Origin of the sequence: Pusillimonas sp. ANT_WB101 (assembly GCF_008369125.1) — a bacterium.
In the GTDB taxonomy this organism is placed as follows: Bacteria; Pseudomonadota; Gammaproteobacteria; order Burkholderiales; family Burkholderiaceae_B; genus Allopusillimonas.
On the sequence record NZ_VOAY01000001.1, the window covers coordinates 980,608 to 998,054 of the forward strand.

Annotated in this window: 13 protein-coding genes; 3 read left to right on the forward strand and 10 right to left on the reverse strand. The window is 53.0% G+C overall.

The genetic code is table 11. The features are described 5' to 3' along the window. Positions 1-185: 185 nt before the first annotated feature. Complete coding sequence (locus FQ179_RS04535; protein WP_149396058.1) at positions 186-977, reverse strand: hypothetical protein; 792 nt, start codon at positions 975-977, stop codon at positions 186-188. A gap of 436 nt (positions 978-1,413) precedes the next feature. Then, positions 1,414-2,706, reverse strand: a complete 1,293-nt coding sequence (locus FQ179_RS04540) for an arsenic transporter (protein WP_149396059.1) — start codon at positions 2,704-2,706, stop codon at positions 1,414-1,416. Positions 2,707-2,904: 198 nt separating this feature from the next. Here FQ179_RS04540 and mgtA point away from each other — a divergent pair, with 198 nt between their 5' ends. Then, positions 2,905-5,649 (forward strand): magnesium-translocating P-type ATPase, encoded by a 2,745-nt coding sequence (mgtA, locus tag FQ179_RS04545; RefSeq protein ID WP_149396060.1) that lies wholly within the window; start codon positions 2,905-2,907, stop codon positions 5,647-5,649. Positions 5,650-5,768: 119 nt separating this feature from the next. On the opposite strand, the gene FQ179_RS04550 is transcribed toward mgtA, so the two are convergent. From FQ179_RS04550 to FQ179_RS04560, 3 genes are all read right to left on the reverse strand, one after another. Next, complete coding sequence (locus FQ179_RS04550; RefSeq protein ID WP_149396061.1) at positions 5,769-6,173, reverse strand: TraR/DksA family transcriptional regulator; 405 nt, start codon at positions 6,171-6,173, stop codon at positions 5,769-5,771. Positions 6,174-6,364: 191 nt separating this feature from the next. Next, a complete protein-coding gene (locus FQ179_RS04555) occupies positions 6,365-6,916 on the reverse strand; it encodes a Spy/CpxP family protein refolding chaperone (RefSeq protein ID WP_149396062.1) in 552 nt (183 codons plus the stop codon). 78 nt (positions 6,917-6,994) lie between these two features. Next, complete coding sequence (locus tag FQ179_RS04560; protein ID WP_223146188.1) at positions 6,995-8,548, reverse strand: AAA family ATPase; 1,554 nt, start codon at positions 8,546-8,548, stop codon at positions 6,995-6,997. A 163-nt stretch (positions 8,549-8,711) separates the two neighbouring features. Here FQ179_RS04560 and FQ179_RS04565 point away from each other — a divergent pair, with 163 nt between their 5' ends. Further along, the gene (locus FQ179_RS04565; protein WP_149396064.1) at positions 8,712-9,392 is read left to right on the forward strand and encodes a haloacid dehalogenase type II; all 681 of its coding nucleotides are present in this window, start codon (positions 8,712-8,714) and stop codon (positions 9,390-9,392) included. 182 nt (positions 9,393-9,574) lie between these two features. Here the strand turns inward: FQ179_RS04565 and FQ179_RS04570 are convergent, their stop codons facing one another. Continuing rightward, positions 9,575-9,991 carry a DUF411 domain-containing protein gene (locus FQ179_RS04570; RefSeq protein ID WP_149396065.1) on the reverse strand — a complete coding sequence of 139 codons (417 nt, stop codon included), beginning with the start codon at positions 9,989-9,991 and terminating at the stop codon, positions 9,575-9,577. 131 nt (positions 9,992-10,122) lie between these two features. Between FQ179_RS04570 and FQ179_RS04575 the strand changes: the two genes are divergently transcribed. After that, complete coding sequence (locus FQ179_RS04575; protein WP_149396066.1) at positions 10,123-10,701, forward strand: TIGR00730 family Rossman fold protein; 579 nt, start codon at positions 10,123-10,125, stop codon at positions 10,699-10,701. A gap of 128 nt (positions 10,702-10,829) precedes the next feature. Here FQ179_RS04575 and FQ179_RS04580 read toward each other — a convergent pair whose 3' ends face one another. The 4 genes from FQ179_RS04580 to FQ179_RS04595 form a co-directional block, all read right to left on the reverse strand. Then, positions 10,830-11,528, reverse strand: coding sequence for a DUF72 domain-containing protein (locus FQ179_RS04580; protein WP_370459834.1), 699 nt, complete (start codon positions 11,526-11,528; stop codon positions 10,830-10,832). Between the two features lie 348 nt (positions 11,529-11,876). Then, positions 11,877-14,117 (reverse strand): proline/glycine betaine ABC transporter permease, encoded by a 2,241-nt coding sequence (locus tag FQ179_RS04585; protein ID WP_149396068.1) that lies wholly within the window; start codon positions 14,115-14,117, stop codon positions 11,877-11,879. Next, complete coding sequence (locus FQ179_RS04590) at positions 14,114-15,142, reverse strand: glycine betaine/L-proline ABC transporter ATP-binding protein (protein ID WP_149396069.1); 1,029 nt, start codon at positions 15,140-15,142, stop codon at positions 14,114-14,116. Before FQ179_RS04590 ends, FQ179_RS04585 begins: the two co-directional genes overlap by 4 nt. 203 nt (positions 15,143-15,345) lie before the next feature. Next, positions 15,346-16,311, reverse strand: coding sequence for an ABC transporter substrate-binding protein (locus tag FQ179_RS04595; protein ID WP_149396070.1), 966 nt, complete (start codon positions 16,309-16,311; stop codon positions 15,346-15,348). Between the last annotated feature and the right edge of the window lie 1,136 nt (positions 16,312-17,447).

Sequence of the window (17,447 nt, forward strand, 5' to 3'; positions counted from 1 at the left end):
GCCATAAGATAATCAAATGACGGATAGACGTGCCAGTTCGATAATGCATACTAAAAACAGCATTTAGCGTACCCAGTCTGGATCGCAGCGCCCTCTCAAACTGGCATACGGTTCAGCCTGAGCGCTATGCACTGAGGGTTGCATTGCCGCCCGCATACGCACCGGTAATTTCGCACTGCAGACCCCTATTGCCCCGGTTGAATTGCCTCAGCAGGGTCAACCATGGCTTGCCGCTGCGCGACGAGCAGAGCATCGCTCTGATCAATACGAATGATACCGATCCGGGGAAACTCGAAATCGATGATGATGTAAATGGCAGCGGTCGTTACCACGGCGAAAATCAGTTGGTGCAGCCAAGCAGTGCGCTTGGAGACTGCCAAGTTTACGCCCACCAGACAGGCGGCCACCAGTGCAAGAAAGCACAAAAACATATAGGTTACGACAGGGGGATGTAATTTCTGCGCTACGGTCTGAGAGGTTGAAATGTCAAACATATCGTTAACTGCATCAATATAAGCAACGGCAAAGGGCGGCACGCTATTATGAGCTGCCTTTATCGACGTCGCCCAGATCTCCTTTTGAAGTACCGCGATTCGATTGGTAAAGGCCTCGCGGTACTTCGCGTTGAGCAGATAGCGGTTGTAGTCTATGCGTGCGTCCACATAGCTGCGGAACTGATCACGAAGTTGCGGCTGGTCGCCGACATTTAGCATATCGATACGCAACCACGCGGTACCGACATCATTGACTTCTTGTACGATCAAATCTCGCCGGTCACTCATACGCTGAGCGGCGCCTGAGAACATGAAGGCTACCAGCAGGCCCAACAGCGCAAACACCAAGCCTTCAATCGCGGACGCACCAGGGCGGTTTTTTTCAGGAATATTACGTCCGAGATGTTTGCCGATGCGAACTGCAAGCAATAACAACAACACAAAAGAGATGACCAACGCTGCAAGGACAAGGTAGTAATTCATTTCGTTACCATGATGCGTACAGCTATTATTGAAAAGACACGACAATAGAACCTGTCTTCGGAGCTAGCCTTGTACTAGCCTGGCGGATGTTTGACGTTACATGGGTTGGCCGGGTTTTCAATTTTGTTGTAATGCGCGCATTATGTCTTGTTAACAACATAGAAATTTATGTTTTCTTAAAATTAGAATTACGTTTCAGGCGTTGCGAACACACGTCTGGCATCCGTGCTAAATGTACTTATACCAAGCGACGAAGGCAATAGTTGATTTAAATATTGCACCAAGGGGCAACTTTGGCGTAACCCTAATCGCTATCGGTGCGGTCAATGCAACAACAAGGCAGGTTGAGTAATAGGCCGGACACGATAAAAACTGTCGTGTGAGCTACATTGGCATGACGAGCAAACAGGGATGGTCTGGCGCTCGCCCCGCTCACTCAAACCGGCATACGGTTCAGCCAGAATGCCAGTGCCGCCAGGGTCGCCACAAGTACTGGCAGGGTCAACACTATGCCTACTTTGCAGTAATAGCCCCAGGAAATCGTCATGCCTTTCTTTTGCAGCACGTGCAACCACAGCAGGGTTGCCAGGCTGCCTATGGGCGTAAATTTGGGGCCGAGATCGCTGCCGATGATGTTTGCATAAATCATGGCTTCTTTGATTACGCCACTGGTCTGGCTGGCATCAATGGATAATGCGCCGACCAGAACGGCTGGCATGTTGTTCATAATGGACGATAGTGCCGCGGCGATCAAACCGGTGGTCAGTGTTGCGACGAATATCCCCTGCTCTGACGCCATGCTCAACACTTGGGCAAGGTGGGCGGTGAGCCCAGCGTTGCGCAGGCCGTACACCACCAGATACATGCCGAGTGAAAAAAGCACGATTTGCCATGGTGCCTCGCGCACGACCTTGCGCGTGCTGATCACCTGCCCGCGTCCAGCCACCAAAAGCAAGACAATCGCGCCTGCGGCAGCCACCGCACTGATCGGAACACCAAGGGGTTCAAGCGCAAAGAACCCCACCAGCAGCAACGTCAGCACGCCCCACCCCGCCTTGAAAGTACGAGGATCGCGTATGGCGCTAGCTGGGTCGCCCGCCAGGGCGGGGTTGTAACGTTGGGGAATGCTTTTACGAAAATAGACGAGTAAAACGACTAAGGTGGCCAGCACCGAGATTATGTTTACCGGCACCATGACGGCGGCGTAACGGTTAAAGCCAATATTGAAGAAGTCGACGGAGACGATATTTACAAGATTGGATACAACCAGAGGCAAACTGCCGGTGTCGGCAATAAAACCCGCGGCCATTACAAATGCGAGCGTGGCTGCGGGGCCAAAGCCCAGCGCGAGAAGCATAGCCATGACGATAGGCGTAAGAATCAGCGCCGCCCCGTCATTAGCGAAAAATGCGGAAACAGCGGCACCCAGCAGAATCAGCAGCACGAACAATGCCCGGCCACTACCCCTGCCCCATCGCGCCACATGAAGTGCGGCCCACTTAAAAAAGCCTGCTTCATCAAGAACGAGGCTAATGATGATAATGGCGATAAAGGTTGCCGTCGCATTCCAGACTATGCCCCACACCACTGCGATATCAGAAAGGTGAACAACACCCGTCACGAGCGCCAGTATGGCGCCTGTGCTGGCACTCCAGCCTATGCCTAACCCTTTCGGCTGCCAGATAACGAAGACCAGGGTCAGGATGAATATTGCAGAGGCTAAGAACATAGGTTGCAGGGGCGTTTAATTTAGCGATAAAAAATTGGGAGATGGCACAGTGTCTTGATTGTGTACCTGAGCGTAGCGCATGCAGTGTACTGCGCTTGATCTGGTTTTTTCGCTTATGTAAGGAGTAAGCTAGGTGCTGCACCTCTTGGTCAAGCGGCGTGCAACCCGTTATGTATATTCTGCAATCGGTAAGACGCCATGAGCATTTTCAGCCAATACTTTGAGCGATACCTGGCATCACGACGCCGCCGTAATCTTTTTCGTCGCCAGGTTATCCTCGAGTCACTGTCACGCAGCAAGCGTGCAGTCCGGCTTTCCGGCACGCTCAATCGCCGGTTGGTCGAGCAGGCGCGTAGCGATCTGCCTGGCTTGCTGGAGCAGATGGGTACTTCGCCCCAGGGGCTAACGCAGCCCCAGGCCGACGCATTGCGTGAAAAATACGGGCCCAACGAGGTCGAGCACGAACGCCCTGTGCCATGGTGGCACCATCTCTGGTTAAGCTACAAAAACCCGTTTAACCTGCTGCTTACTCTGCTTGCGGCCGTGTCGTATCTTACGCACGATATACAAGCCGCCATCGTGATCTGCTGCATGGTGTTTCTGGCGACATTGATACGGTTTGTTCAGGAGCGGCGATCCAGTCGTGCTGCCCAGGTGCTAAAAGAACAGGTCAGCAATACGGTCAGTGTCAAAAGGCCTGTAGACCCGACCGAAGAGCCACCCAATGCGCAGTCTCGACGTCGCGCCGATGATCCCATTGAAATTCCCATTAAACAACTGGTTCCTGGGGATATTGTTGTGCTGTCCGCCGGCGATATGATCCCTGCAGATTGCCGTATCATGACGGCCACCGATCTGTTTTTGAGCCAATCGGCCATGACAGGTGAATCGCTGCCGGTCGAAAAATTTTCTGTGGCGGGCCCCGAATCTGACTCAGCGCTCGCCATGAATAACCTGGTGTTCATGGGCACTAACGTTATTTCAGGTGTCGCCACGGCAGTGGTGTTGTCCACCGGTAACGAAACCTACTTTGGCACACTGGCCACGCGCGTTTCCCTGGCATCGACCGAACCAGAGGCCAACGCCTTTCAGCTTGGCATAAACAAAGTTAGCTGGCTGCTGATCCGTTTCGCATTGGTCATGGTGCCGTTGGTCCTGTTTATCAACGGTTTTACCAAAGGAAACTGGTCAGAAGCCTTTCTGTTCGCGCTGTCAGTGGCTGTCGGGCTAACTCCAGAAATGCTGCCTATGATCGTCACATCGACGCTGGCTCGCGGCGCGGTGGTGCTGTCGCACAAACAGGTGATCGTCAAGCGGTTGGATGCGATCCAGACCTTTGGTGCTATGGACGTGCTGTGTACCGACAAAACCGACACGCTGACGCAGGACAAGATCGCACTGGCCCGCCATATAGACGTAGACGGGCAAGAGTCAGACGAGGTTCTGGGTTTTGCTTATCTCAACAGTCATTTTCAGACGGGGCTAAAAAACCTGCTCGACCGCGCCGTATTGGAACACGTTGAATTAAAAACCGAACTGAACATTGCGCGCAACTACCGCAAAATTGATGAGATCCCGTTTGACTTTGAGCGTCGTCGCATGTCGGTCGTGGTGTCGGAGCGTGAAGACCACCATGAACTGATCTGCAAGGGCGCCGCCGAAGAAATGTTTGAGGTTTGTTCCCACGTGTATTGCGACGGCCAGACCTATCTGCTCGACGCCAGCTGGCATGCAAGCTCAGAAGCCGTGCTTCGTCAGCTTAATGAAAGTGGATTGCGCGTGGTGGCCGTGGCGATGAAAGAGATTCCGCCAGAGCAGCTCAGGTATTCAAAAGCCGATGAATCGGGCCTGACGCTAATGGGCTATATCGCCTTTCTTGATCCGCCCAAAGAGTCTACGGCACCAGCGATTGAAGCGCTGTCGGCTCACGGTGTGACGGTAAAGGTGCTTACGGGGGACAACGAATTGGTTGCTGCAGAGGTGTGCCGCCAGGTCGGGCTGATTGTTGGCGGGATGGTGCTGGGCACGCAAATTGATGCAATGGGCGATGAAACGCTGGCTGAAGCGGTAGAACGCAACACCATTTTTGCCAGACTCTCACCGCTTAACAAGGAGCGCATTGTACGCAGTCTTCGCAGCAACGGCCACGTTGTCGGTTTTATGGGGGATGGCATCAACGACGCTGCTGGCTTACGTGCCGCTGACATCGGCATTTCGGTTGATAGTGCTGTCGATATCGCCAAGGAAGCAGCCGACATTATTCTTCTGGAGCGCAGCTTAATGGTGCTGCAAGAAGGCGTGATCGAGGGCCGCAAGACATTCAATAATATGTTGAAGTACATTCGCATGACGGCCAGCTCCAACTTCGGCAACGTGTTCTCGGTAGTGATCGCCAGCGTTGCCCTACCCTTTCTGCCCATGTTGCCATTGCAACTGCTGGTGCAGAATATGCTGTACGACATTTCACAAATTGCAATTCCGTTCGACAGTGTGGATACCGAGCAAGTCAGCCAGCCGCTAACCTGGGACCCTGACGGCATTGGTCGCTTCATGCTTTTTTTTGGCCCGCTTAGCTCTATTTTTGATCTGGTTACGTTTGCCGTGATGTGGTACGTGTTCAAGGCCAATACCGTTGAGCATCAGGCACTGTTTCAATCGGGCTGGTTCGTCGTTGGCCTGCTGACGCAAACATTGATCGTACATATTATTCGCACGCCCAAAGTCGCCTTTATCGAAAGCCGCGCTTCGGTGCCCCTATTGGCCATGACGCTGCTTGTCATGGCCATAGGTGTTTTTCTGCCCATGGGGCCATTGGCAGAGTATTTCAAACTGCAGGCGCTGCCCTGGCCCTATTTTTTCTGGCTTGTTGGCATCGTGTTCGGATACGTAGTGCTGACATCGTTGATGAAGCGCTATTACATTCGGCACTTTGGTTGGCATTGAAACCGTTCTCGCCTGCTGTGACTTATGCATCATCTTTAAAACTGACCACTACAAGGTTTAGCTTTGCTCTGTTTTGCTCACTATGAGTGAGCAAAAAACCTACATTTCAAACTGGGCTCTCAGCTCGTGTAAGGTGAGGCTGCTCGGCGTTCTTCGTGGCTTACCTGGCATGTGTAGCAACGTTTGGCAGTTGGATACGCATCCAGCCGCTTGAACCGGATGGGTTCACCGCAGTTGATGCACAGGCCGTATCGCCCCGCTGCCAAACGCTGTCTCGCTGCAACGATGTCACGCACTTCTTCTACATCGCGTACGACCTCGGCTTCGGTAATGCCGCGCAGCAAGGATTCAGCGGCTGCATCGCCAGGGTCGCCCTCCCCGCCTAGGAGTTCAACATCGTGCTCGCTTTTGGAGCGTGCCAACACCTGCCGGATTTCATCGAGCAAAAGGGCTTTGCGCGTGTCGAACCGCTGTTCGAAATGCTTAATCTGTTCTTTTGTAAGGGTGTTTTCAGAGGTGCTCATGGTTTTTATCCTCGCGTTATGCATTAATCAAAGGTACTGGTATCGAGAGTTTTTCTGGCCCGGGTCTTTTGGGCGCAAAATGCTTGATCTGCAAGACGCGGGCTTTATGAAGGAGCCCGCGTGCATCATCCCGCCCTAACTGCATGGATTGTGCGGTTTACAGTGCGTACTTCGATCTCATTAAGGCAAAATTAACGTGCTCGCTGTTCACGTTGTTTGTCGGTCAGTAAGGCGTCGATTTTCTTGCGGGCATCCAGACGGTTTTCGAACATCTGTTTGCGCAGCGCGGCCATTTCATCGTAGGCTTTGCGGGCCGCCGGTTCGTCGAATGTTTCACGGCCTGCACCCATCATGCCCGAGCGCAGACCAAGCTCGCGCATCTTGCCCATGAGTTCCCACTGCTTGCCCCGAAACTCCTCCTGAATCGCCTGAATTTTGGTTTGTTGCTCGGCAGTGAGGTCGGGCACACCGCCACCGCCGCGATAATTGCCGGGGCCACAGTCTCCCATCATGCCTTGGCCAAAGCCACCCATCATGTCAGGGTCCATCATGCCCGGCCCAAACCCGCCCATCATGTCTGAGCCATGACCCCTCATCATTCCTTGACCATGACCACCCATCATCCCTTGACCGTAAGCGTTACCGGGCATCATGCTTGGCGCTAATTCCTGAGATTGAGACCAGACAGCCAGTGGTGCCGCGATGACCAATCCCGCTGCAATCATCTTGATAGCTTGTTTCATGTTGATTCTCCGTCAGTAAGGATGTTTCTCCTCAACAACGTCGCTGTGCGCGTCGAAGAAAAGCAAGGTAAATAAAACCTAAGACAGGTGCTGACTAAATGTGACCGAGCGCTCTCCCAGCACTTGGGTTATTTGTGCCACCGTGTTGTCGATGTCGCCACCCGCATCAATGCGAAACCAGGTGGGCCTGCCGATATCACTCGCAAGCTGTGCGCGCACGACTTCGGCTGTTGCATCGGACGGGTCACCGACGCGTTTTTCTACCCGTGAAAGCAATTTGTCGGGCTGTGCTTGCAGCCAGAAACCCGTGAAGCGCACCGCTGAGTCGGTGGCCGCATCTTCGATTCGTTGGCGCTCTACGGGCAGGTCGAATACCGCATCGGCCACTACGCCATGATTACTTGCCAGAGCCTTTTGTGCATTTTGCGCTAACGTCGCATAAACGTGTGCCGATACCTCGGGCTCGTATGCTCGCTCAGGCAAGCGGGTTTCTGCGATCACGCCATAGCAGTGTTTGCGAATGCGATCAGAGGCCAGAATGCGCGCACCAGGCGCTGATCCGATTTTGTGTGCAATGGCGGCCGCAACGCTAGACTTGCCCGAGCCACTCAGCCCGCCGATTGCAACCAGGCAGGCAGATGCTGGTGTTAACAGACGAAGCGCCAGGGCTGCGTAGGACATTGCTTCGTCCACCAACCCATCACGTTCCTGCCCGCTTGCATGTAGGGCCTGCTGTACCGTGACATGGGCCCGGATGGTGGCGCGCAGCGACATGAAAAACGGCAACAGTGCCAGACCGTCCACCTCATCGTATTCGTCCAGGTAGCGGTTAAAAACGAGATTGGCTTCAGGCTCCAGCTGTCTGTACCACAGATCCATGAGCAGAAAAGCCAGATCGTAGAGCACATCGATGGTGGCAAGTGTCTCGTCAAACTCTATGCAATCGAATAAGGTCGGAACCCCCTCCACCATGCAAATGTTGCGCAAGTGCATATCCCCGTGACAGCGTCGTACCTTACCTGCGCGTGCACGGGCATTTAAAAGCGCGACATGCTCGTCGAAAGACCGCCATAACCCCGTGGTCAGTGACGCAATCGTTTCGTAAGGGAAAAGCCCACTGCTTGCCAGTGACTTTGCGTTGGTATCGAGCACCGCTGCCATGCGGGCCGCACCCCCATGGTCAAGTGCAACGTCGGCATCGGCGTGAAAGTGTGCAATAGTGCGTGCCAACTGGGTCAGCGCGACGGGTGTCAACCGACCTTGAGTGGCCAGCCTGTCAAATAACGTGTCTTCGTCAAAACGAACCATTTCAACGACGGCATCAAGCAGCGTGCCCTGCCCGTCGAACATCAGGCTACCATCTGCCTCAAGCGTAATACGTCGCACGGCAATGTAAATACTTGGCGCGGTTCGCTGGTTTAGAATTAGTTCGCGTTCACATGCTTCAAGTCGCCTGTCGACGGTTGAGAAGTCGACATATGGCAGTCGCACCGCGCGCTTTACCTTGAAAACCCGCGATCCCACAAAAATTATGAGGGATATATGCGTTGGTTTCGTGTGAATGCGCAACGTCGGATCCCCATAGCTGCTTGGATCCGTCAAGAATGCGAGTACAGCGCGCTGATCGTGCATGTTCACTCCTGGCTGTGGCAGCCACGCGGCCTCATGTAACCGCCGACGCCTACGAATTACCTATATGCTTAGCATAGCTTTAATCGTGAGCGCGGGCATTGAGCCACATCAGAGTCCTGACGCGCAACCGTTCTACGCCACCAAGTAAAATCAAGGAGATCGCATGCCCATCAAAGGTATCGCATTTGACGCTTATGGCACATTGTTCGATGTTTATTCTGTCGAGACACTGGCCGAGGAGTTATTCCCCGGGCATGGTGCGCAGCTTGCTGGCATTTGGCGTGACAAACAGATCGAGTACACGCGTTTGCGCACCTTATGTGATCACTATGCTGATTTCTGGCAGGTAACCGAAGACGCGCTTGAGTTCGCCTGTGAAAGGCTGGCGCAGACGTTGACTGCGCATGCACGGGAGCGTTTGATGGGTGCCTATGCCGAGCTGACCGCCTTTGCGGAAAATGCCCAGGCTCTGCAACAGCTAAAAACCATGGGTATTCCATTGGCGATACTGTCAAACGGCACGCCACGCATGCTCGACCAAGCCGTAACCGCCTCAGGCCTTGGTGAATTTTTCGATCACATTCTCAGCGTTGATACCGTGCGCCGATTTAAAACTGCGCCAGAAGCCTATCAGCTAGGGCCAGATGCATTAGGGTGCGCAGCCAGCGATATATTGTTTGTGTCTTCGAACTGTTGGGATGCGTGCTCCGCCACCTGGTTTGGCTACCGTACCATTTGGCTGAACCGCTACGGTTTGCCACTGGAACGCCTTGGCGTGCAACCGCACAAAATCGGCACATCATTGAATGACGTGGCCGACTTTGCGCGAGAACTGAATGCTTAATTGTAAAATTACCGGTTTGATCAAGATTACCCCAGCCTGACCGCTGGCATCTCTACAGCACACAATGGCTGCGTTAAGCTGCACTTGAGGCGATCTTGCACCAGCTTTATGTTCAGGATTACCGAGCACTACTTGGCATCAACGGCTGTACCTTTACCGCCAGCACGGGCTGTTTGATGCCATTAGTCTCTGGAAAACGGCTTGCCGGTGAAATCGACGGTGACCAAATTGCCGTCCAGTTTGCCCATGCCAGGCGCGTTTAACGGCATGCCTGGCGCCGAAACACCTTTTACCGAGGGTGCAGCTAACATTTTGTCGACAACGTTTGCAGGTACATGCCCTTCTATGATTTGGCCAGTGCCTTCTACAACACCCGTATGACAGGAAGCAAGCTCTACCGGCACACCGAGTTTTTGTTTAACGGTAGCCATGTCAGTTGTTTTTATTGCGGTAACGTCAAAACCAGCGTCTACCATGTGCTCGACCCAGCCAGTGCAACAGCCGCAGTTAGGGTCTTGGTAAACGGTGATGGCCTCGCCGGCCGCATGAGCAAAAGACGACGCAGCCGACAAAACAAGGGCTGAGAACAAAAACTTCATAAAACCTGCTCCAATGAAAATACAAAACTTGAACGTCCGGCAATAGCGATGGTAACTGCAGATGACGCGCGCCCCATCCACACATAAAATTACCTGCCTCAAACACTCAACTGAACAAAGGGAACAGTACCATGCGACTTTGTCTATTTTCTGGCTCCAGCCCCGGCCACCTGCCGATTTACGCTGAAGCGGCCACACGTTTAGGCCACGTTTTGGCCGATGCCAATATTGGCTTGGTCTATGGCGGTGCGTCGGTAGGCTTGATGGGCGCTGCTGCTGATGCTGCCCAAGCTCATGGCGGTGAAGTTATCGGTGTTATCCCACGCTTTCTGGTCGAAAAAGAGGTTGCACATAACGGCCTGCAAGACTTGCGTATCGTGGATTCCATGCATCAGCGCAAGGCGTTAATGGCCGAGCTGTCTGATGGCTTTATCGCACTGCCCGGCGGCCTGGGTACGCTGGAAGAGTTGTTTGAGGTATGGACGTGGGCACAATTGGGTCAACATGCCAAACCTTGCGCACTACTGAACATTAACGGCTTTTACGATGGCTTGTCGACGTTTCTCGACCATGTCGTGGCCGAGGGCTTTCTGAAGCAGGCCCATCGCGACATGCTGATCGTGGAAAACGATGTGACTACACTGCTGGCTGCGATTGAAAACTACCAGGCGCCACCTGTTACCAAATGGATCAAACGGGAGCACACTTGATGGTGGGCTAGCCTTGCCCCGATGTTGCACGCCAATGCATAGTCGAAATAAGCGATAACGCCACGGCCAGCCCTTATCAAGGACGCTGCCAGGCGGGGAATACACCACCCTTCGTGTGGAACGCGAGCTTACATTGCGGCGCACTGAGGAGCGGCGCCAAGCAGCTTCATCAAGCTCAGCGCATTGGGTATTGCTTCGCCACGCGCCGTATTGTCGAATATGCACCACACTTCACTGCCTGCTCGGTGCGCGTCGGTAATCTTCAAGGCTACTGCGTCGAGGAACACTTCGTCATAGGCTGAGTAGTATGTTTTTGGTGCACCGTGCAGACGGATATAAAGGGTATCAAGATGGCCCGCTGGCTCAACGTTTGGCACAGGCAATGGATGAGCGCGTACACACGCGATGCCTGCAGAGGTCATTAACGCTGCGGATGCGGGTGTAAACCAGCTTTCGTGGCGTGGCTCGCAGACCACTCGCACGTTCGTAAGCCTGCGTAGCATAGTAAAAAAATCGTTAGCTGCTGGCGGGTTCAGTGCAAGGCTAGGCGGAAGCTGCAATAGCAGACATCCCAATTTTTCGCCCAACGCAGTGACCCCGTCTAAAAATGCACGCATGGTTGAATCCGCGTTGCGCAGCCTGAGCGTATGGCTTATGGTGCGCGGGATCTTTACACTAAATTGGAAGCCGTCCGGTACGCTCGCTGCCCATCGTTCGTATGTTTTAGGCTGATGCGTGCGGTAAAAAGACGAGTTGACCTCAACCGCCGAAAACACCTGAGCATAGCGTTTAAGATGGCTGCCCTCAGTCGGGAAGATGTCGGTCACGGGGGACGCGAGCCCCCACCCGGCGCACCCTATTCGGATTAGCGGTGCAGTGTTGTCACTGGCTGGGCGAGTACTTGCGGTTCTCTTAGTCTTGGCCAATTTTCCTCCCCATTCTGTATACGTGTTGGTTCGATGGCCACCTTGATCCTGTGCCTGAGCGTAAAAGGCCCCAACGCGGCGTCATCGAAGTTGCTCAGGGGTGTTCGCAGCCGACTACATTGCGACAGCCTTGCAAGCTAGATTCTATTAGCTTAGCAACTTTGACTCTGCCAAACCAGACTACAACACACGTAAGTTGATAGTCAGTCTCGAGCTCTAGAAGCGTTGACCTGGATAGTTAGTGTTTCTTCACACTGCCCCTAACGCCATCTTTTTACGCTTCACCCAGGCCCCGATCAGACGATCTGCGGTAATGCCCAGAAACGCAATACACAAGCCTGCTACCAGGGCTTTGCCAATTTCATTGCCCGAACGTGCTGCGTTAATTTCAGCGCCCAGATCCTGTGTGCCTATTAATGCGGTGATGGCGACCATGAACAAGGCCATGAAGATAACCTGGTTCACGCCCAGCATAAGCTCTGGCAAGGCAATCGGTAGTTCCACTTTTATCAAGCGCTGCAGCCGGGTTGCCCCTTGTTGCGTTGCCGCCTCGATAATCGGTTTAGGTACGCCGCGTAAACCCAGGATGGTATAGCGTATCATCGGCACTACCGCGAACATCAACACCGCGATAATGGCAGACAAATCACTTACCTTGAACAACATGACGACCGGAATCAGGTAAATAAAGGACGGAAAGGTTTGCAGAAAATCGCAGATGCCTGACGCAAAACGAGACCAGCCTGCGGTACGCGATGCGCCCAACCCGATGACAAAGCCCACGCTTACACAAATGACGGCTGCCGTACCAATCATGTACAGCGTCGTCATCGTTTCAGGCCAAAGGCCCGTGGCTGCCGGGAATAATATAAGCAAGCCAGCAATCAGCGCCACGGACCAACCGCCCAGGCGATAACCGACTAAAACGATCAGGGCAAGAAAAGTAACCCACGGGATGGCCAGGAAAAAATTACGTGTTGGAATTAATATTTCCATCAGCGTGAAATTGCGAAATGCCTGAACCGAATCATAAAGATGCAGGTTGATCCAGTCGATTCCGGCGTTCCAGTATGGGGCCGTGGTAATGCTGTGTTCATCAGACAATAGCGCCAGATCTGGCAGTACGCGTGCAAGCAAAACACTTACAAGAAAAAACACCAGTGCCATCACCATGTAAGGATGACGTCGCCACCACGCCAGGGTTGGGTCTGTGTATTTCGGTGTCTTCAATGCGTAAGCACGGCTTAAACGGTCTAGCACCACAGCGATTACAACAATGGCAATGCCCTGCTCTAACGCCTCGCCCAGGCGCAGCGACTGTAGCGAGGTTAATAACTCACTGCCAAGGCCCGATGCACCAATTAGCGCCGCCAGCACAATCATGGCCAGGGTTTGCATAATGCCCTGGTTCAACCCAACCAAGAGCACGGAGCGCGCCGTTGGCATTTGTACCTTCCACAATAACTGCCAGCGCGTGCAGCCCATCATCTGGCCAGCCTCAAGTACTCCCTTTTGCACACTTTCCAGGCCTAGTGCAATGCAACGGGCAACAGGCGGTACCGCGAACAAAGCCGTCGCGATCATGGCGGGTACATCGCCTACGCCATACAGCACCACAATAGGCACCAGGTACGCAAACGGCGGCATACTCTGCAAGATATCAAACAGAGGTGTTATGGCACGTTTGAAACGCGAGCTTTTGCTCATCAATACGCCGGCCACCAGACCGATCAAAAACACCAAAGGTACGGTGATAAGCACAAGCGAAAACGTTTGCATCGATGCCTGCCAAACGCCAAACAAGGCCAGATACGTAAACGCAACGGCGCCGAGCAGCGCGCTACGCCATCCGCCAACCCAGTGCCCCAAGAGCGCCGCCAGGCCCGCCACGGTTATCCATGGAAGTGCCGGAATGCTTTTAGAGAAACCATCAAAAAATATCGACTCGGACAAGTGCAAGGGATAGGCCAGCACTGATGCAAGGCCACGCGTTACGTCACGGGGCGAAAATCCGTATGATGTCCCGTCGAAAAAACGAACCCCGTACACCAACCATTCGAAGAACGCGTCGATCCAGTTTTTAAGAGGGAAAATCCAGTCAGATGGATAATGTGCAACCCAGTCGAGCCGACTTGCCGCAAATTGGCCCAGCGCGATAATCGCAAGCGCAGCGACCCAAAATAAAAGCCGATGACGTATTGGTTTGACGCCACTGTTTGTCAGTGACGTGGCAACGGGATTAGCAACATGCCCTGCCTCAATGGTGGGTGCAGCTAACTGCTGCGCACCTGAAATAGTTTTATTTAAAGCGTTTGCATCTTGAGCAGCGTTGCTTGAAGCTTGAGCAGCCAAGGCAGACTTACTTGAACCTTGCGTAGGCAAGACAGCCTTATTTGAAGCCTGTACAGCTGAGGCTGGCTTATTTGAAGCGTGTGCGCCCGCAGCCGCTTTGCGTGGTCCATTATTAGGTAAGGTGACAGTTTGGCTCATTGGAATAACGCCCTCGCCAAATGCTCTCGGTTTACCTGGCCCACTACTATGCCAGCAGCGTCGACAACAGGTAAGGCCTGATCCGCTTCGATGACGCGCTTTGCGATTTTTTCCAATACATCTGTGTTCTTGATCGTAATTTGGCTGCCGGCAAGGTTAATGTCCCCAGGGTTTGCTGGCACCATGATTTTTTGCGCAGTAATCAATTTTGCACGCGGTGCGTGCTGTACGAATTTTTTCACGTAGTCATCTGCCGGCGTCATTAACAACTCTTCAGCAGTGCCAATTTGCGCCAAACGACCATCCTTCATAATGGCGATACGGTCACCTAGACGCACGGCTTCATCAAAGTCATGCGTGACGAACACGATGGACTTGTTCAGACGAGACTGCAGGCTGACAAACTCATCTTGCATCTCGCGACGAATCAGCGGGTCAAGCGCCGAAAAAGGCTCATCCAGAAACCAGACATCACATTCCCCAATTAGGCTGCGCGCAATGCCGACACGCTGTTGCTGACCGCCGGACAGTTCACTTGGAAAATTGTGCTCGCGCCCCTCAAGACCCACTGTTGCAACCAGTTCTTGTGCTTTGGCCAAACGCGCGGCTTTCGGTACGTTTTGGATCTCCAGCGGAAAAGCAATGTTGTCCAATACGGTGCGGTGCGGTAACAGCCCAAAACTCTGAAACACCATGCCCATTTTGCGCCGACGGATATCGGTCAAACTACTGCGTGAGGCCTGTAATAGATCTATCCCATCAAACAACACCTGGCCGGCGTTGGGCTCAAGAAGTCGTGTCAAACCTCGTACAAGCGTTGACTTGCCCGAGCCGCTCAAGCCCATGATGACCAGAATCTCACCCGCATAGACATCAAAACTGACATCGCGTACGGCTGCAATTAAGCCTGCGGACTCGAGGTCGGCGTCGCTTGGATTGTGGTGGTGTTTGTCGAGAAAATCCGTGGCGCCTTTGCCAAACAACTGCCAGAGATTTTTACAGGAAATTTTTATTGATTTATTCATAGCCGCATCCGTCAAATAAACGCGCAAAAGCGCGGTCACTTTCCGACAGGAGCAGCGATATGACGATATTGGAGCTGACTCAGAACTAAAACGATAGGGTGTCGGATAAGTGTAGAAAGTGAACGATGGTCATGCGCATCGTGACGCGAAGACCAAGAGGCATTGTGCGTGGCTGCACACATGTAGCCACGCACAACCGGGTATTACTTAGCGCAGGCTGGCATCCATGCGGAAACCTGTTCCTGATGCTTTTCTATCCATGCAGTGGCAGCAGCGTCATGGCTCATGCCTTCCACATCCGCCAATGCAGCGGCCTGGTCAATCATGGACCCAGTAAAGTCGATGTTTTTAATCAACTGATAACCACACGACCATTTTTTCTCGAAACCTGACCAGGCACCCTTCTTCAGATAGCCGCCCTTGGGTGAGCCACAGTCATAGGTTTTGTCTGGATTCACGCCCCATTTCGGGTCTTCGGTGCAGGCTTTTTCATGTTCCGGAAATTCAACGAATTTACCGGGAAACGCCGCGCCTACCCAGTTGGGGGCCCAGTTAAACAGCACGATAGGTTCTTTGCGCGCGGCGGCTGACTTTAGTTCGCCAAATAAGGCAGCGGCCGAGCCGGCATTGACCACGGTAAAGTTCAGATCCAGTGCTTCGATCTTCTCTTTGTCATGTTTAATCCAGTCAACAGGGCCTGCCAGATAGCGCCCCTTTGGGGCTGTCTCAGGTGCAGCAAATTTTTCTGCACATGCATTTAGCGCTTTCCAGTCTGGCAAACCGGGGCAAATGTCTTCCATATAGTCTGGATACCACCAGTCTTCACGTGTTGTTGCTGCATGACTGCCGAGATCGACCATGCGGCCAGCGTTAACTTCCTTCATGAAGCTGTCGTTCATCGTGCCTTCCCAGATTTCCATTTGCAAATCCAGGTCGCCCAAGCCCATTGCGGCAAACTGCCCCTGACTGTCTGACGGCACGATTTTGGTCTCGTAGCCGACTTTTTCAAGCAATTGCTGTGCAACGCGAGCCAGTACTTTTTGGCTTGACCAATTATTGTCAACGATTTTGATGGGGTCAGTTGATTCGGGCGTGAATGCGTAGGCGGGTGCGGCGATAACACCGGCAGTTAGCAGAAGGCTAACGCTGAGTTGATTAACGAGTTTCAATGGGAAATTCCCTCCATTTGTTGAAAGAGTGATGAAGCCACTCGTTTCAAGGTTTTGACCAATACGCCAGCATTGCCGATAGAGGCAACACTGATCCATTGATCAGGAGCGCAGTTGTTTTTATTGCACTACAAGAACAAGAGTAGGAGCCATGCAAACAAGCGTGGTCCAGTTGGCGCGCACGATAGCGCTTTGGTTGGCGATTACATCGTCAACTAAACAAAACCATGCGGTTCAGAATGTCGGATTTACTTCAGACAGATCGGATGGAGCTACTTTTTTCCAGCGGTACCCATTGCATGACTGATTAATCGCCCTATGCGAATTTGCCAGTAATGCATTACACCCGGATACGTGGATGAATTGGAAAACAACGAGGTGCTGCGTACGCTGCGTTTGATCGGTTTTTACGCCGTTTTATTGAAACTAATAGGAACATTATACAAGAAATGAAGCTTTTTTGGCATTTTTTCCTGTTTTGCGGGATATTGGAGCCTGCTGTGGTCCTCTATTTACCTATGGGCTGCAAGGGATATCCGCCCTGTGGAAGGCGTGTTCTGCAGTATTTCATCCATCCGAAACTGGAAATTCAAGCGTAGTACTCACTCACGTTCAAGCACCACGGTGACTCAGCGCCAAAGGTTCATGTCTTCTACACTGACATGTTTGCTTTTTGGCGCCTTGAGTATGCCTGCCATGTCGAGCATGGGTTTGCTCTTTACCCGAACAGTTATTATTCCGTCTGTCATGACTGACCAGACAAGCCGAGTGCCTGGTTGGGCTTGCACCTGCGCCCGGATATCGGCTGGAACAGTCGGGCAGTGGGCAGTTACGAGCCCCGCCGAACTCCGCCAGCGCCTGCATGCAGCGCACAGCCAGTTCGACATAGTGATAAATGGGTATGCGGCCTCACGCATGCGTGTCAGCGGTGAAGGTCGCAGATCTGAGTACAGGCTATGCACAAGCACTGGCTTGCCAAGCTGGTGATGCAGCTCCGCAAGACGGTTTGATGCGGACGCACTCAACAAACACAGCAGGGTCAGCAGCTGCCCCGCCAGCAACGTCTATGGATTTGTTGCCCGCTGGCTTTACGCCAGCGGCGAGTGATTTGCATACTGCGGTGTATGACAACGAAA

Bases quoted from the DNA above. Each gene is read 5' to 3' on its own strand.
- FQ179_RS04535 (WP_149396058.1), bottom strand. From the start codon at position 977: ATGAATTACTACCTTGTCCTTGCAGCGTTGGTCATCTCTTTTGTGTTG.
- FQ179_RS04550 (WP_149396061.1), bottom strand. From the start codon at position 6,173: ATGAGCACCTCTGAAAACACCCTTACAAAAGAACAGATTAAGCATTTC.
- FQ179_RS04555 (WP_149396062.1), bottom strand. From the start codon at position 6,916: ATGAAACAAGCTATCAAGATGATTGCAGCGGGATTGGTCATCGCGGCA.
- FQ179_RS04575 (WP_149396066.1), top strand. From the start codon at position 10,123: ATGCGACTTTGTCTATTTTCTGGCTCCAGCCCCGGCCACCTGCCGATT.
- FQ179_RS04540 (WP_149396059.1), bottom strand. From the start codon at position 2,706: ATGTTCTTAGCCTCTGCAATATTCATCCTGACCCTGGTCTTCGTTATC.
- FQ179_RS04590 (WP_149396069.1), bottom strand. From the start codon at position 15,142: ATGAATAAATCAATAAAAATTTCCTGTAAAAATCTCTGGCAGTTGTTT.
- mgtA (WP_149396060.1), top strand. From the start codon at position 2,905: ATGAGCATTTTCAGCCAATACTTTGAGCGATACCTGGCATCACGACGC.
- FQ179_RS04585 (WP_149396068.1), bottom strand. From the start codon at position 14,117: ATGAGCCAAACTGTCACCTTACCTAATAATGGACCACGCAAAGCGGCT.
- FQ179_RS04560 (WP_223146188.1), bottom strand. From the start codon at position 8,548: ATGCACGATCAGCGCGCTGTACTCGCATTCTTGACGGATCCAAGCAGC.
- FQ179_RS04565 (WP_149396064.1), top strand. From the start codon at position 8,712: ATGCCCATCAAAGGTATCGCATTTGACGCTTATGGCACATTGTTCGAT.
- FQ179_RS04570 (WP_149396065.1), bottom strand. From the start codon at position 9,991: ATGAAGTTTTTGTTCTCAGCCCTTGTTTTGTCGGCTGCGTCGTCTTTT.